The organism is Nocardioides ochotonae, from assembly GCF_011420305.2.
Lineage (GTDB): Bacteria > Actinomycetota > Actinomycetes > Propionibacteriales > Nocardioidaceae > Nocardioides > Nocardioides ochotonae.
Map to the genome: position 1 here is coordinate 141,942 of NZ_CP061769.1, position 14,595 is coordinate 156,536.

The 14,595-nt window shown below is 73.3% G+C and carries 14 protein-coding genes and 1 tRNA gene; 12 read left to right on the top strand and 3 right to left on the bottom strand.

From position 1 onward, the window contains the following. Window positions 1–3: 3 nt before the first annotated feature. The gene (glgX, locus tag HBO46_RS00700; RefSeq protein WP_166135503.1) at window positions 4–2,250 is read right to left on the bottom strand and encodes a glycogen debranching protein GlgX; all 2,247 of its coding nucleotides are present in this window, start codon (window positions 2,248–2,250) and stop codon (window positions 4–6) included. A gap of 163 nt (window positions 2,251–2,413) precedes the next feature. On the opposite strand from glgX, the gene HBO46_RS00705 reads away from it, so the two are divergent. Together HBO46_RS00705 and HBO46_RS00710 are read left to right on the top strand one after the other, a co-directional pair. Continuing rightward, window positions 2,414–3,559, top strand: a complete 1,146-nt coding sequence (locus HBO46_RS00705; protein WP_166135505.1) for an acyl-CoA dehydrogenase family protein — start codon at window positions 2,414–2,416, stop codon at window positions 3,557–3,559. Between the two features lie 60 nt (window positions 3,560–3,619). After that, complete coding sequence (locus HBO46_RS00710; protein WP_166135508.1) at window positions 3,620–4,363, top strand: VIT1/CCC1 transporter family protein; 744 nt, start codon at window positions 3,620–3,622, stop codon at window positions 4,361–4,363. Between the two features lie 21 nt (window positions 4,364–4,384). Here HBO46_RS00710 and HBO46_RS00715 read toward each other — a convergent pair whose 3' ends face one another. Further along, a complete protein-coding gene (locus tag HBO46_RS00715) occupies window positions 4,385–4,843 on the bottom strand; it encodes a hypothetical protein (RefSeq protein ID WP_166135510.1) in 459 nt (152 codons plus the stop codon). 105 nt (window positions 4,844–4,948) lie between these two features. Between HBO46_RS00715 and thpR the strand changes: the two genes are divergently transcribed. The 6 genes from thpR to HBO46_RS00745 all read left to right on the top strand — a co-directional run bounded on the left by thpR (window position 4,949) and on the right by HBO46_RS00745 (window position 11,136). After that, window positions 4,949–5,515 (top strand): RNA 2',3'-cyclic phosphodiesterase, encoded by a 567-nt coding sequence (gene thpR / locus HBO46_RS00720; RefSeq protein WP_166135513.1) that lies wholly within the window; start codon window positions 4,949–4,951, stop codon window positions 5,513–5,515. A 20-nt stretch (window positions 5,516–5,535) separates the two neighbouring features. Beyond that, entirely contained in the window at window positions 5,536–7,974 is a 2,439-nt protein-coding gene (gene pepN, locus HBO46_RS00725; RefSeq protein ID WP_166135516.1) for an aminopeptidase N, read from the top strand. A 105-nt stretch (window positions 7,975–8,079) separates the two neighbouring features. Beyond that, the gene (locus HBO46_RS00730; protein WP_166135518.1) at window positions 8,080–9,231 is read left to right on the top strand and encodes an NAD(P) transhydrogenase subunit alpha; all 1,152 of its coding nucleotides are present in this window, start codon (window positions 8,080–8,082) and stop codon (window positions 9,229–9,231) included. Beyond that, entirely contained in the window at window positions 9,228–9,548 is a 321-nt protein-coding gene (locus tag HBO46_RS00735; protein ID WP_166135521.1) for an NAD(P) transhydrogenase subunit alpha, read from the top strand. Before HBO46_RS00730 ends, HBO46_RS00735 begins: the two co-directional genes overlap by 4 nt. Next, window positions 9,545–10,918 (top strand): NAD(P)(+) transhydrogenase (Re/Si-specific) subunit beta, encoded by a 1,374-nt coding sequence (locus HBO46_RS00740; protein ID WP_166135524.1) that lies wholly within the window; start codon window positions 9,545–9,547, stop codon window positions 10,916–10,918. The genes HBO46_RS00735 and HBO46_RS00740 overlap by 4 nt, the downstream gene beginning before the upstream one ends. A 41-nt stretch (window positions 10,919–10,959) precedes the next feature. Further along, window positions 10,960–11,136: a hypothetical protein gene (locus HBO46_RS00745; protein WP_166135527.1), complete on the top strand. Its 177-nt coding sequence runs from the start codon at window positions 10,960–10,962 to the stop codon at window positions 11,134–11,136. Window positions 11,137–11,153: 17 nt separating this feature from the next. On the opposite strand, the gene upp is transcribed toward HBO46_RS00745, so the two are convergent. Further along, window positions 11,154–11,801, bottom strand: a complete 648-nt coding sequence (gene upp / locus HBO46_RS00750) for a uracil phosphoribosyltransferase (protein ID WP_166135530.1) — start codon at window positions 11,799–11,801, stop codon at window positions 11,154–11,156. A 103-nt stretch (window positions 11,802–11,904) separates the two neighbouring features. On the opposite strand from upp, the gene HBO46_RS00755 reads away from it, so the two are divergent. The 4 genes from HBO46_RS00755 (at window position 11,905) to HBO46_RS00770 (ending at window position 14,476) form a co-directional block, all read left to right on the top strand. Further along, window positions 11,905–12,396 carry a tRNA adenosine deaminase-associated protein gene (locus HBO46_RS00755; protein WP_166135533.1) on the top strand — a complete coding sequence of 164 codons (492 nt, stop codon included), beginning with the start codon at window positions 11,905–11,907 and terminating at the stop codon, window positions 12,394–12,396. Window positions 12,397–12,440: 44 nt separating this feature from the next. Continuing rightward, the gene (gene tadA / locus HBO46_RS00760; RefSeq protein ID WP_166136308.1) at window positions 12,441–12,881 is read left to right on the top strand and encodes a tRNA adenosine(34) deaminase TadA; all 441 of its coding nucleotides are present in this window, start codon (window positions 12,441–12,443) and stop codon (window positions 12,879–12,881) included. A 158-nt stretch (window positions 12,882–13,039) separates the two neighbouring features. After that, window positions 13,040–14,338 carry a hypothetical protein gene (locus HBO46_RS00765; RefSeq protein ID WP_166135536.1) on the top strand — a complete coding sequence of 433 codons (1,299 nt, stop codon included), beginning with the start codon at window positions 13,040–13,042 and terminating at the stop codon, window positions 14,336–14,338. Between the two features lie 48 nt (window positions 14,339–14,386). After that, window positions 14,387–14,476: transfer RNA gene (locus tag HBO46_RS00770), tRNA-Ser, on the top strand. Window positions 14,477–14,595 lie beyond the last annotated feature (119 nt).

The following is a 14,595-nucleotide window of genomic DNA, read 5'->3' on the forward strand; positions in this document are numbered from 1 at the left end:
GGCTCAGCCCTGCCCGCCGGTCGCGCCGGCCTGGCTGGCGTTGGCGGCCTGGGCCGCCACGGACGCCGCCACCGACACGTCGGGCTCGGTCTCGGCCTCGCGGTGCTCGCGCAGCACCAGCACGCTGCAGGTGTCGAGCTCGTACGTCGCCCCGGCCGCCAGCGGCGGGCTCGCGTCGGCGTCGCCGCCGGTGTCGATCACGACGTCCCACGCCTCGGCGTACTCCTCGGGCGGCAGGGTGATCGTGGCCGGGCCGTCGGCGTTGAAGTAGAGCACGAAGTGGTCGTCGACGATCGGCTGGCCGCGCTCGTCGCGCCCCGCGATGCCGTGGCCGTTGAGGTACATCCCGAGCGCCTTGGCGCCGTCGTCCCACTGGTCGTCCTCGATCGGGCGGCCGTCGAGGTGCAGCCACACGATGTCGTTGAGCCGGTCGCCGTCGCCGCCGTCGGGGACCCGGACCGTGCCGCCGGTGAAGAACCGCTTGCGCCGGAACGTCGGGTGGTCGCGGCGCAGCCGGGCGACCGCGGCGGTGAACTCGACCAGCGGCAGGTCGGCGTCCTTCCAGTCCACCCAGCTGAGCTCGGAGTCCTGGGCGTAGGTGTTGTTGTTGCCCTGCTGGGTGCGGCCCAGCTCGTCACCGTGCAGCAGCATCGGCACGCCCTGGCTCAGCAGCAGCGTGGTGATCAGGTTGCGCTGGGCGCGCGCCCGCGCGGCCAGGATCTCCGGGTCGTCGGTGGGGCCCTCGACGCCGTGGTTGTTCGAGCGGTTGTGGCTCTCGCCGTCGTTGTTGTCCTCGCCGTTGGCGTCGTTGTGCTTCTCGTTGTAGGACACCAGGTCGCGCAGCGTGAACCCGTCGTGGGCGGTGACGAAGTTGATGCTGGCGAACGGACGCCGCCCGGAGTGCTCGTAGAGGTCCGAGGAGCCGGCGAGCCGGCTGGCGAACTCGCCCAGCGACGGCTCGCCGCGCCAGAAGTCGCGCACGGTGTCGCGGTAGGCGCCGTTCCACTCCGTCCACTGCGGCGGGAAGCCGCCGACCTGGTAGCCGCCCGGACCGACGTCCCAGGGCTCGGCGATCAGCTTGACCTGGCTGACCACCGGGTCCTGCTGCACGAGCTCGAAGAACGTCGCGAGCCGGTCCACCTCGTAGAACTCCCGCGCCAGGGTCGAGGCGAGGTCGAAGCGGAACCCGTCGACGTGCATCTCGGTGACCCAGTAGCGCAGCGAGTCCATGATCAGCTGCAGGGAGTGCGGGTGGCGCACGTTGAGGCTGTTGCCGGTGCCCGTGTAGTCCATGTAGTAGCGCGGGTCGTCCTCGACCAGGCGGTAGTAGGCCTGGTTGTCGATGCCGCGGAAGCTCAGCGTCGGACCGAGGTGGTTGCCCTCCGCGGTGTGGTTGTAGACCACGTCGAGGATCACCTCGATGCCGGCGGCGTGCAGCGCCTTGACCATCGACTTGAACTCCTGGACCTGCGCGCCGAGCGTGGCCGGGTCGCGCCCGGTCGAGGCGTAGTCGGCGTGCGGGGCGAAGAAGCCGAGGGTGTTGTAGCCCCAGTAGTTGCGCAGTCCCTTCTCCAGCAGCGTGCTGTCCTGCACGAACTGGTGGACCGGCATCAGCTCGATCGCGGTCACCCCGAGCTTCTGCAGGTGCGCGATCACGGCCGGGTGCGCGACGCCGGCGTAGGTGCCGCGCTGCTCGTCCGGCACGTCGGGGTGCAGCTCGGTGAGACCCTTGACGTGCGCCTCATAGATCAGGGTGTCGTTGTAGGCGTAGCCGGGGCGCCGGTCGCCCTCCCAGTCGAAGTAGGGGTTGATCACGACGCCGTGGGTCATGTGCGGCGCGGAGTCCTCGTCGTTGCGCGAGCCCTCGTCGCCGAAGTTGTAGGAGAACAGCGCCTGGTCCCAGTCGATGTCGCCGGTGGTCGCCTTGGCGTAGGGGTCGAGCAGCAGCTTGTTCGGGTTGCAGCGCAGCCCCTGCTCGGGGTCCCACGGACCGTGCACGCGGTAGCCGTAGCGCTGCCCGGGCTGGATGCGCGGCAGGTAGCAGTGCCAGACGTAGGCGTCGACCTCGGTCAGCTCCAGGCGGGTCTCGGACAGGGTGCCGTCGGCGGTCTCGTCGAACAGGCAGAGCTCGACGCGCTCGGCGACCTCGCTGAACAGCGCGAAGTTGGTCCCGCTGCCGTCGAAGGTGGCACCGAGGGGGTAGGGCTGGCCCGGCCAGACCTCGGGGGCGGCGTCGGCGGGATCGATCACGGGGGCACCTCTCGCGGGGCTGCGTGGAGCGGGACGGGTCGCGGCGGCACGGGGAGGGAGCGCGCGCGGACCCGGGGCGGCGGAGCCCGGCTTGTACCCGTTGGTCGCCGGAAGGAATCTTCCAGGCCTCCCGCCGTCTGTTACCGGTGAGTATCGTGGCGCCATGAAGCGAGCGATCTATGACGAGGACCACGAGGCATTCCGCGGCTCGGTGCGCGAGTTCCTGGAGCGCTCGGTGCTCCCGGACGTCGAGCAGTACGCCGAGGCGAAGGCGATCCCGCGCGAGTTCTGGCTCGAGGCCGGGCGCCAGGGCCTGCTCGGCCTGGCGATCCCCGAGGAGTACGGCGGGGCCGGGGCCGACGACTACCGGTTCAACGCGGTCCTGCTCGAGGAGCTCAACAAGGTCAACGCCGCGCTCGGCTCCTGCGTGGGCATCCACGCCGACATCACCGCGCCGTACCTCGTCGAGCTCGGCACCGAGGAGCAGAAGAAGCGCTGGCTGCCCGGCGTGGCCGCGGGCGAGATCCTGCTGGCCATCGGCATGACCGAGCCCTCCGGCGGCTCCGACCTCGCCGCGCTGCGGACCACCGCCGTGCGCGACGGCGACTCCTGGGTCATCAACGGCTCGAAGACCTTCATCACCAACGGCTACTCCGCCGACCTGGTGCTGGTCGCGGCCCGCACCTCCCCGGAGAAGAAGGCCCGCGGCATCACCCTGTTCGCCGTGGAGACCGGCACCCCCGGCTTCAGCCGCGGCCGCAAGCTCGACAAGGTCGGCCAGGACGAGTCCGACACCGCCGAGCTGTTCTTCGAGGACGTGCGCGTCACCGACGCCGAGATCGTCGGCGAGCTCGACGGCGGCTTCATCCACATGATGCAGAAGCTGCCGCAGGAGCGGCTGGGCTGCGCGATCTCCAACGTCGCGCACGCCGCGCAGATCCTCGAGGAGACCATCGCCTACGCCAAGGAGCGCAAGGCGTTCGGGCAGTCGATCGGGCAGTTCCAGCACAACAAGTTCCTGCTCGCCGAGCAGGTGACCAAGATCGAGGTCACCCAGGCCTACATCGACCAGTGCGTGGTCGCCCACGACGCCGGCGAGCTCAGCCCGATCGACGCCGCGAAGGCGAAGTGGTGGTCCTCGCAGGTGCAGAACGAGGTGCTCGACCACTGTGTGCAGCTGCACGGCGGCTACGGCTTCATGAACGAGTACCGCGTCGCCCGCGCCTGGCGCGACGCCCGCGTCTCGAAGATCTGGGCCGGCTCCAACGAGATCATGAAGGAGCTCATCGGGCGCGACCTCGGCCTCTGAGGCGTCTCGGTCAGCGTGCCCTTGCTTGTCGGGTCGCGTCGGGCGGGCCACCATCGGGGGATGAGTCCCAAGGCCCGGCACCCCGCATCCGCCACCCATGCCGGCGAGCCCGGCGTGCCGGGCAGCGGCGGCGGGGTGCGGGGGCGGCTGAACTGGCTGCGGGCCGGCGTGATGGGCGCCAACGACGGCGTGGTGTCCACCGCCGGTCTGGTGGTCGGCGTCGCGGGCGCGACCACCGACCAGGGCGCGATCGCGGTCGCCGGTGTCTCCGGGCTGGTCTCCGGCGCGATCAGCATGGCCGCCGGGGAGTACCTCTCGACCAGCACCCAGCGCGACTCCGAGCTCGCGATGCTCGACACCGAGCGCCGCGAGCTGGCCGAGCAGCCCGAGGCCGAGCGCGACGAGCTCGCCGGCCTGCTCGTCGAGCGCGGGCTGAGCGAGGAGACCGCCCGCGAGGCGGCGGAGCAGATGATGGCCCGCGACCCGCTGGCCGCGCACGCGCGCGTCGAGCTCGGCATCGACCCCGACGACATCACCAACCCGTGGGCGGCGGCGTTCGCCTCCGCGGTGTCGTTCGTGACCGGTGCGGCGTTGCCGCTGCTGGTGATCCTGCTGGCGCCCGACGACATCCGGGTCGTGGTCACGGTGCTGAGCGTGCTGGTCGCGCTGGCGATCACCGGCTTCACCAGCGCGACGCTGGGCTACGCGCCGCGCACCCGGGCAGTGGTGCGCAACGTGGCCGGGGGCGCGCTGGCGATGGGGGTCACCTACGGGATCGGGTCGTTGCTGGGCACGCAGGTCTGAGGACGTCGAGGGCCGCGACCGTCACCGCAGCCACAGCCCCTCGTCCACCTCGTCGCCCTCGACGTGGTGGCCGGCGGCGTACAGCGCCCGCATCGCCGCGTCGACGGCACGGAGGGTGTGGGGCACGCCGTACCGCTCCTCGCCCCACACCCGGTGCATCCGCACCCGCACCTGGGTCGGCGGGGCGGTGTCGAGGGTCTCCACGTCGACGGTCGCCATGAAGGCCCAGGTGACCAGGCGCCGCGGGAGCAGGCCGAGGCGCAGCAGGTACCCGATGTCCTCGGGGACGAGCAGCTCGCGTGTCCAGGACCCGAGCCGCAGCCGGGCGCGACCGGGCTCGCGCTCCTGGAGCCGGTAGCGAGCACCGATGAGCGCGTCGACGAGCGCCGACACGGCCACCTCGGCCGGCGCGGACGTCGTGAGGGTGAGGACAGGTTCCACCATCTGGTGCGGCTTCATCCGCCGCTGCTTGTCGCGCATGCCCTCGCCGCCTCCTCGATCGCCGGCGGCCCCCGGCCGGCATCCGCACCCTGCCCCCGCTCGCGCCGGGTCAATCGGATGTTCGGAGATGTCTAGCATCTGGGGATGCGGATGTTCGCGGCCGTGGTGCCACCCGAGGAGGTCGTCGCGGACCTCGACGCCTTCCTCAACGTACGCCGCGACGCCGGGCCGTTCCGCTGGGCCTCGGCGGAGCAGCTGCACGTGACGGTGGCGTTCTACGCCGACGTGCCGGAGCGGGCGCTCGACGACCTGGTCGAGCGGCTGGGGCGGGCCGCCGCGAAGCGCACGGCCTTCGAGACGCGGATCGCCGGCGGCGGCGCGTTCCCGCACGTCGCCGGGGCCCGGGTGATCTGGGCCGGCCTGGACCTCGACGAGGAGGGCCGCACCGAGCTCGACCGGCTCGCCACCGGGGCGCGGGCGGCCGCGAGCCGCGCCGGCGTCGCCGTCGACGGCCAGCGCTTCCGCCCGCACGTGACGCTGGCCCGGCTGCGCCACCCCGACGACGTGAGCGACTGGGTGCGGCTGCTGGACACCTACGAGGGCCCGGCCTGGACCATCGACCGGCTCCGGCTGATCGCCTCCCACCTCGGCGAGGGCCCCCGCGGCCGCCCCCGCTACGAGCTCGTCGACGAGCTCCTCCTCGGCCGCTGACGCCCCGCTACGGTCGGGGCATGTCCCTCACCCTCGACGAGGCCCGTGCCCGGGCCGCCCAGCTGAGCGACGTCGCCTACGACATCGAGCTCGACCTCACCGACCCCGCCGCGGAGACGTTCGGCTGCCGCACCCGGGTCACGTTCACGACCACCGGGCCCGACACCTTCCTCGAGCTCAGCGGTGCGCGCGACCTCGAGGTGCTCGTGGACGGCGCCCCCGCCCCCACGTCGTACGACGGGCGAAGGATCGCGCTCACCGGCCTGCCCACCGGCGTGCCGGTGAGGGTCGAGGTGACCGCTCGGGTCCCGTACGTCACCGACGGCGACGGGATGCACCGCTTCACCGACCCCGCGGACGGCGAGACCTACCTGTCGGCCTACCTCGGCATGGACGTCTCCCAGCGGGTCTTCGCCTGCTTCGACCAGGTCGACCTCAAGGCGCCGGTGACCATGACCGTGCACGCCGACCCCGCCTGGACGGTGCTGGCCAACGGCCGGGCGCGCGAGCACGGCGACGGCACCTGGCGCTTCGCGACCACCCCGCCGATCCCCACCAACATGGTGGTCGTCTGCGCCGGCCCGTGGCACTCGGTGACCTGGGAGCACCGCGGACTGCCGTTCGGCTGGCACGCGCGCCGCTCGCTGGCCGCCGAGCTCGACCGCGACGCCGCGGAGCTGCGCGCGCTCACCGAGGGCTGCTTCGACCACTACGCCGAGCTGCTCGCCGAGCCGTTCGTCTTCGACTCCTACGACCAGGCGTTCGTGCCGGGCCAGAACTGGGGCGCGCTGGAGACCCCGGGCTGCGTGACCTACCGCGACGAGCTGCTGCCCCGCGGCCGGGTGAGCGAGCCGATGCGGGTGCGCCGCGCGACGATCGTGGCCCACGAGATGGCGCACATGTGGTTCGGCAACCTGGTCACGATGCGCTGGTGGGAGGACACCTGGCTCAACGAGTCCTTCGCCGACTACATGGGCTACCGCGTCGCGCGCGACGGGGCCGGGTACGCCGACACGCTGGTCGCCCACGAGGCGCGCCGCAAGCCGCGGGCCTACGACGCCGACCTGCGTGGCTCCACCCACCCGGTCGCGCCGCGCGCCGAGGACGTGCCCGACGTGGACGCGGCGTTCAACAACTTCGACCAGATCTCCTACGCCAAGGGCAACTCGGTGCTGCGCCAGCTGGTGACCTGGCTCGGCGACGAGGCGTTCCTGGCCGGCGTCGACGCCCACCTCGCCGCCCACCGCTTCGGCAACGCGACGCTCGCCGACTTCGTCGACGCCCTCGACGCCGCCTCCGAGCGCGACGTCCGCGGCTGGGTCGAGGCGTGGCTGCGCCGCTCGGGCCACGACACGATCCGCGTCGATCGCGACGGCGGCGTACCGGTGCTGACCCGCGAGGGCGAGCGCCCACACCGCCTCCGCGTCACGGCGTACGACGTGGCGCCGGGCGGCGCCTGGACCGAGGTCGGCTCCCGCTTCGTCGACGTCGCCGACGAGCCGGTGCGCCTCGAGGACTGGGCCGGTCGGGTCGTGGTGCCGAACAGCCACGGCGAGACCTTCGCGCGGCTGCGCCTGGACCCGCTCTCCTGGGACGCGGCGCGCGCCGGGCTGTCCGGCCTCGACGACGTGGCTGTCCGCACGGTGCTGTGGCAGCACGCCTTCGAGCTGGTGCAGTCGCGGCTGCTCCCGGTCGAGGAGTACGCCGACCTGGTGGCCACCCACCTGCCCGCGGAGTCGCATCCCGAGCTGCTCGAGGCGGTGCTGGAGCGCACCCTCGACGAGGTGCTGCTGCGCCGGACCGCGCCGGGCGACGCCGAGTGGCTCCTCGCGGTGGTCGCCGCGGCCTGCGCGCGTGGGCTGGCGGACGGCGCCGGGGACCCCGAGCGCGCCCTGGCCTGCACCCGCGGCCTGATCGCCACCGCCACCGACGTCGACCTGCTGGGCGGCTGGCTGGCCGCGGCCCGCGCCGGTGGGCGCACCGCCGAGGGCGTCGAGCTGACGCCGGGACTTCTCTGGGGGATCGTGCACCGCCTCGCCGAGCTGGGGGCGCTGGACGCCGCCGTGATCGAGGAGGAGCGGCGCCGCGACGGCACCGTCGACGGCGAGCTCGGCGCCGCGCGGGCGCTGGCGGCCCGCCCCACCGAGGAGGCCAAGGCGGAGGCGTGGGCGCGGATGGCCGACGACCCCGAGGTCTCCAACCGGCTCTACGCCGCGCTCGCCGCGGGGCTGTGGTCGCCGGGGCAGACCGACCTGCTCGCGCCGTACGTCGCCCGCTACCTCGCCGAGTCGCCCGGCATCGCCGAGCGCCGCGGCCAGGCGTTCTCCCAGGTCGTGGGCCGCGCCTTCCCCGCGCTCGCCCTCGACCCCACGCAGGTGCAGCTGCTGCGCGACGCCCTCGACGGCGAGATGCCCCCGGTGCTGCGCCGGCACTGGCAGGACCGCCTCGACGACCTCTGACCCCTCGCCGAGTCGGGGCCACTGGTTGCGCGAGTCGGCGCCGATGGTGCGGCGAGTCGGGGCAAATGGCGGGCACTGTCGGCGGATGTGACTAGGTTCACCCCTGTGAGGGTCGCTGTCGTCCGGGAGACCCGCGAGCACGAGACGCGGGTGGCGCTGACACCTGAGCTGGTCACCAAGCTGACCGGCCTCGGGTGGGAGGTCGCGGTCGAGCCCGGCGCCGGCGAGCGGGCGATGCACCTCGACGAGGACTACGTCGTGGCCGGTGCGGTCCTCGACCCCGACCTCGCCGTCGACCTCTCCGGGGCCGACCTGGTGCTCTCGGTGCAGCCGCTCTCGCCCGCACGCGTACGCCGCCTGCGCCGCGGCGCCACCACCATCTCCTTCCTGCCCGCGACCCAGGAGCCCGCCCTGGTCGCGGACCTGCGCGACGTCGGGGCGACCTCGTTCGCGATGGAGCTGGTCCCGCGGATCTCGCGCGCGCAGTCGATGGACGCGCTCTCCTCGCAGTCGCTGGTGGCGGGCTACCGCTGCGCGGTCGTCTGCGCCGGGCTGCTGCGCCGCTTCCTGCCGCTCAACATGACCGCCGCCGGCACGGTCCCGCCCGCCGAGGTCGTCGTCCTGGGCGCCGGGGTCGCCGGGCTCCAGGCGATCGCGACCACGCGGCGCCTCGGCGCCGTCGTGCGCGCCTACGACGTGCGCGCCGCCGCGGCGGAGGAGATCCGCTCGGTGGGAGCCCACGCGATCGAGCTCGACCTGCCCACGCTCGAGGGCGCCGGCGGCTACGCCCGGGAGATGTCGCAGGAGCGCGCCGAGCTCCAGCGCGAGCTGCTGGCGCCGTACGTCGCGGCGGCCGACGCCCTGATCACCACCGCCGCCGTGCCCGGCCGGGCGGCGCCGCTGCTGGTCACCGCCGCGATGGTCGAGCAGATGCGGGCCGGGTCGGTCGTCGTCGACCTGGCCGCGGACGCCCCGACCGGCGGCAACGTCGAGGGCTCGGTGCCCGGCGAGGTGGTGCGGGTCGGGCGGGCCCAGGTGTGGGGCGGTCGCAACGTGCCCGCCCAGATGCCGGAGCCGGCCTCGCGCCTCTACGCCGCCAACGTCGCCCACCTGGTCGCCCTGCTGACTCGCGAGGGCGCCCTCGACCCCGACTGGGAGGACGAGATCGTGGCCACCAGCTGCGTGACCCACGACGGCCAGGTGCGCCACGAGCCGGCGCGGCTGCTGCTCGAGGACGCCGGAGGTGAGACGGCGTGAGCGACCCCATCGCCTGGCTCACGATCTTCGTGCTGAGCGTGGCCGTCGGCATCGAGGTGATCGCCAAGGTCTCCTCCACCCTGCACACCCCGCTCATGTCCGGCGCCAACGCCATCCACGGCGTGATCCTGCTCGGCGCCGTCATCGTCACCGGCACCACCGAGTCCACGCTCGCGCTGGTGGTCGGGCTGGTCGCGATCGTGCTGGCCGCGATCAACATGGCCGGCGGCTTCGTGGTGACCGACCGGATGCTGCAGATGTTCGGCCGGCGCCGCCCGGCCAAGGACGCCGCGTCCCAGCGGGGGAGCACCCGATGACCCCCACCTGGGCCCAGCTGGTCTACCTGGCCTGCGCGGTCGGCTTCATCCTGGCCCTCAAGGGACTGGCCGGCCCGCGCACCGCACGCGCCGGCAACCTCGTCGGCGCGGGCGCCGCGGTGGTCGCGGTGGCGGTCCCGTTCTTCTACCTCGACCTCGACCACGTCGCGCTGATCCTCGGCGCGATCGCGGTCGGCACCCTGGTCGGGGTGCTCGGCGCCCGACGGGTGCAGATGACCCAGATGCCGCAGATGGTCGCGCTGTTCAACGGCGTCGGCGGCGGTGCGGCCGCGTTGGTGGCGCTGCTCGAGCTGACCCACATGGGGGCGGCGACCCCCGGCTTCGACCTCGCGGCGACCGGGTTCACGCTGGCCGTCGGCGCGGTCTCCTTCGCCGGGTCCGCGATCACCTTCGCCAAGCTCCAGGAGCTGATGACCTCCCGGCCGGTGGTGTTCCCCGGCCTGCCGGTGCTCTTCGGGCTCGCGGCCGTCGCCGCAGTGGTGCTCGCGGTGCTGGTGGTCCGCGACCCGTCGGTCCCGCTCGGCGTCGCGCTGGCCGCGGTCGGCCTGCTCCTCGGCGTACTCCTGGTGCTGCCGGTCGGCGGCGCCGACGTCCCCATCGTGATCAGCCTGCTCAACGCCTTCACCGGCCTGACCGTGGCCGCCGGCGGCTACGTCCTGGGCAACGTCGTCCTGCTGGTCGCCGGCACCCTCGTCGGCGCCTCCGGCACCTTCCTGACCCTGCTGATGGCCCGGGCGATGGGCCGCTCGGTCACCAGCATCCTCTTCGGCGCCCTGCGCGGGGGCTCCACGCTCGGCGCCGGTGTCGCCTCCGACCGCCCGGTGCGCTCCGCCGGCCCGGAGGACGTCGCGATCGCGCTGGGGTACGCCGAGCGCGTGATCGTGGTGCCCGGCTACGGCCTGGCGGTGGCGCAGGCCCAGCACACGCTGCGCGAGATCGTCGACCTGCTCACCGAGCGCGGCGTCCGGGTGGACTACGCGATCCACCCGGTGGCCGGCCGGATGCCTGGACACATGAACGTGCTGCTGGCCGAGGCCCAGGTGCCCTACGAGCAGCTGGTCGAGATGGACGACATCAACAGCGAGTTCCGCCACACCGACGTCGCGCTCGTGGTCGGCGCCAACGACGTGGTCAACCCGGCGGCCCGCACCACCCCCAGCGCGCCGATCTACGGCATGCCGATCCTCGACGTCGACCAGGCCCGCCAGGTGGTGTTCCTCAAGCGCTCGATGCGCCCCGGATTCGCCGGCATCGACAACGAGCTGCTCTTCGACCCGCGCACCACGTTGCTGTTCGGTGACGCCAAGGAGTCGCTCGCCAAGTTGCTCGCCGCCCTCAAGGGGCTGTGAGGCGCGCGGAACCTCGGGCCCGCCGGCTCGTTGAGCACGGCATGGACGACGAGGAGGACGAGCGCCGGCGGCGCCCCGACTGGTACCGCTATGCCGCACCGGAGCCGAAGACCGAGCGCCAGCGCCGGGAGTGGGTCGTCGTGCTGCTCGCGCTGGTCGTGGTGGGCCTGATGGTGCTGGCCGTCACCGGTGTGGTGCCGTTCGGCCTCGGCGGCTAGCCGGGCCGGGCCGACGCTCAGGCGCCGCCGGCGATGCCGTAGAGCCGGTCGCCGGCGTCACCGAGACCGGGCACGATGTAGCCCTTCTCGTTGAGGCGCTCGTCCATCGCGGCGGTCACGACGGTGACCGGTACGTCGAGGTCGGCCAGGTCCTTCTCGAGGCGCACGCAGCCCTCGGGGGCGGCGAGCAGGCAGATCGCGGTGACGTGGTCCGCGCCGCGGTCGGTGAGGAAGCGGATCGCCGCGGCGAGGGTGCCGCCGGTGGCGAGCATCGGGTCGAGCACGTAGCACTGGCGCCCGGAGAGGTCGTCGGGCAGCCGCTCGGCGTACGTCGCGGCCTCGAGGGTCTCCTCGTTGCGGACCATGCCGAGGAAGCCCACCTCGGCGGTCGGCAGCAGCCGCATCATGCCGTCGAGCATGCCGAGGCCGGCGCGCAGGATCGGCACCACGAGCGGCTTCGGCGTCGCGAGGCGCACGCCGGTGGTGGGGGAGACCGGGGTGGTGATGTCGACCTGCTCGACGCGGACGTCGCGCGTCGCCTCGTAGGCGAGCAGGGTCACCAGCTCGTCGGTGAGGTGCCGGAAGGTCGGGGAGTCCGTGCGCTCGTCACGCAGGGTGGTGAGCTTGTGGGCGACGAGCGGGTGGTCCACGACATGAATACGCATGTGTGCAGGCTAGTCCAGGTTCCCGGTCCGAGACTTGGCCGGGCGGCGGGGCTCTGCCACCCTAGGGGGACAGCGGCGACCAGCACCGGTGTGGAGGAGCGTCATGGTCCAGATCGACGAGGTCGACTTCGCCCTTGCCGCGTTCCGGCAGGACGGCGTGTGGACGGTCGGGGAGCTCACCCGGGAGCACCTCGCCGACCTTGAGACGCTCGCCGATGCGCTGCGCCGGCTGCCCGGTGACAGCGGCGCGATCGCGCTGATCGGCATCGACGAGGACTACTTCCTGCTGGTGCGGGTCACCGGCTCGCGGGTGCGGGTGCTGGTCTCCGACATCGCCGCGGCCGACGAGTCCGACCTGGCCGCGTCGGCGCTGGAGGTGCTCGGCATCCCGGCGCCGCTCGACGACGACGAGGACGAGGAGGCCGTCCCGGCCGGCGACCTCGACCTGCTCGGTGACCTGGGCATGCACGCGATGGACATGGCCGTGCTGCTCGACGACTTCGACCTCTACCCTGACGAGGTGCTCTCCGACGTGGCCCGCAAGGTGGGCTTCGGCAAGCCCTTCGACGACGCCGTCGGGCTGACGTCGGCCTGAGCCGACTGACGACGACCGTGCTGCAGGACCGCTGGCGCGAGCCGATGCTCGCCGCCCTCGCCGAGGCGCGTGCCGCCGACGCCACCCACGACGTACCGATCGGGGCCGTGGTGCTGGGTCCGGACGGCGCCGTCCTGGGCGCCGGGCACAACGTCCGGGAGGCCGACGGCGACCCGACCGGGCACGCGGAGGTCGTCGCGCTGCGCGCCGCGGCACGGGCGCTCGGGGAGTGGCGGCTGAGCGGCTGCACGCTGGTGGTGACCCTCGAGCCGTGCACGATGTGCGCCGGCGCCGCGGTGCTGGCCCGGGTGGACCGGATCGTCTTCGGCGCCTTCGACGAGAAGGCCGGGGCGGTCGGGAGCCTGTGGGACGTGGTGCGCGACCGTCGTCTCAACCACCGCCCGGAGGTCGTCGGCGGGGTGCTGGCCGCGGAGTGTACGGCGTTGCTGGAGGACTTCTTCGCACGTCATCGTCCGAAGGCATGACCTCCGTGGGGGTTCCCGAGATTTGACCTTCCCATTGTCTGGACCGGGGTCATACTGGCGAGGTGGCGGCAGCGTTCACCGGTAGGTCCTCGACACGTTCCCAGGGCAGGTTCTCCTCCTGGCGGCGTTCTCGACGCAGGCCGGTCACCGCCGGTGTGGTGGTCTCCGGGCTGGTGCTCGCCGGGCTGAGCGCGACCGCAGCGCCGGCGGCCGCCGACGGCGCGGTCACCGTGCGCGGCGCCGCGTTCCCAGACCCGATGGCCACCCGGCTCTCCTTCGTCGGGTGCGAGTCGATCGGCGCGGTGCGCGCCGAGACCCCCCAGGCGTACGTCGGCCTCGGCCCCGGGCAGCCGCCGGCCGGCCGGCGCAGCCTGGGCTACGACCTGGCGGGCGGCAACGCCGTCGGCGCCATGCACGTCGTGGGCTCCGTGCGGACCACGAGCGTCGCCTCGGTCTTCGTCCACGCCCCCGCGGGTGCTCAAGGGGTCTCCTACGCCGGCTACCAGACGCGCGCCGATCGCGGCACCGACGTCATGTGGCTGGGGCGTGCGGGCCTGACCGCGGCCGGCGGTTGGCAGGAGGTCGACGCGATGCGCACCTCCTACACCTGGTCGCGCGTCGACCTGTCGAGCGGCGCGGTCCTCGAGCGCGGCCCGGGCTCCGCGATGGGCGTGCGCGCCTTCGCGGCGCGCGGCGGCGGCGACGGCGGGGCCTTCTTCACGATCGGCTTCGGGTGTGACGGCCAGCCGTTCTCCCTGGACGCCATGCGGGCCGGGCCCGCCGGCGCCGTCACGACGTACGACCTCGAGGGCCTGGCGACCACCACCACGATCTCCGGTCCGGCGAGGTCGCGTCCGGGCAAGGTGGTGCGGCTCACCGGCACGCTGCGCGACCAGGACGGCGCGCCGCTGCCGTGGGGCTCGGTCATCCTCGAGCGCCAGCTCGACGGCGGTGCCTGGGAGAAGGTCGACGTGGTCGAGGTTGGTCCCGGCGTCGACCCCGCCGCGACGGTGCGCCCCGAGAGGACCACGACGTACCGCTGGCGCTTCGTGGACCGCCCGCTCGCCGAGGCCAGCACCTCCGCGTCCCACACCGTGACGGTCTCGCAGGCCGGTGGGCCGTCGGACAAGCCGACGCCGAGCGAGAAGCCGACCCCCTCGGAGAAGCCCAGCCCGAGTACGAAGCCGACCCCCTCGGAGAAGCCCAGCCCGAGTACGAAGCCGACGCCCTCGGAGAAGCCCAGCCCGAGTGCGAAGCCGACGCCCTCGGAGAAGCCCACGCCGAGTGCCACGCCGACGAAGTCGAGCGCCCCGGCCGCGCCCCCGACCTCGTCTCCGTCACGGTCCCCGCAGGGATCCGGCTCGGGGACGCCCAGCAGCACGGCCGATCCGGGCGCCTCGCTCCAGGGATCGCCGACCGGCACCGTCTCGCCCCGGACCGCGAGCCCGACGCCCTGACCCGACCGGATTTCGTTCGGCCCGCCCCGCTCCGGTACATTCCTCCGCGGTGGCGTGTCCGAGCGGCCGAAGGTGCATCACTCGAAATGATGTGTGGGGTTAAACCCACCGTGGGTTCAAATCCCACCGCCACCGCCAGACGACCTAGGTCGTGAGAGAGCCGCCCCAGGCCCGAGAGATCGGGAACCGGGGCGGCTTTCGGCATTCCGGGTGAGTGCTGTCGGAGTACGCCGCGGGACCTGGCGCTCGGTGGCGAT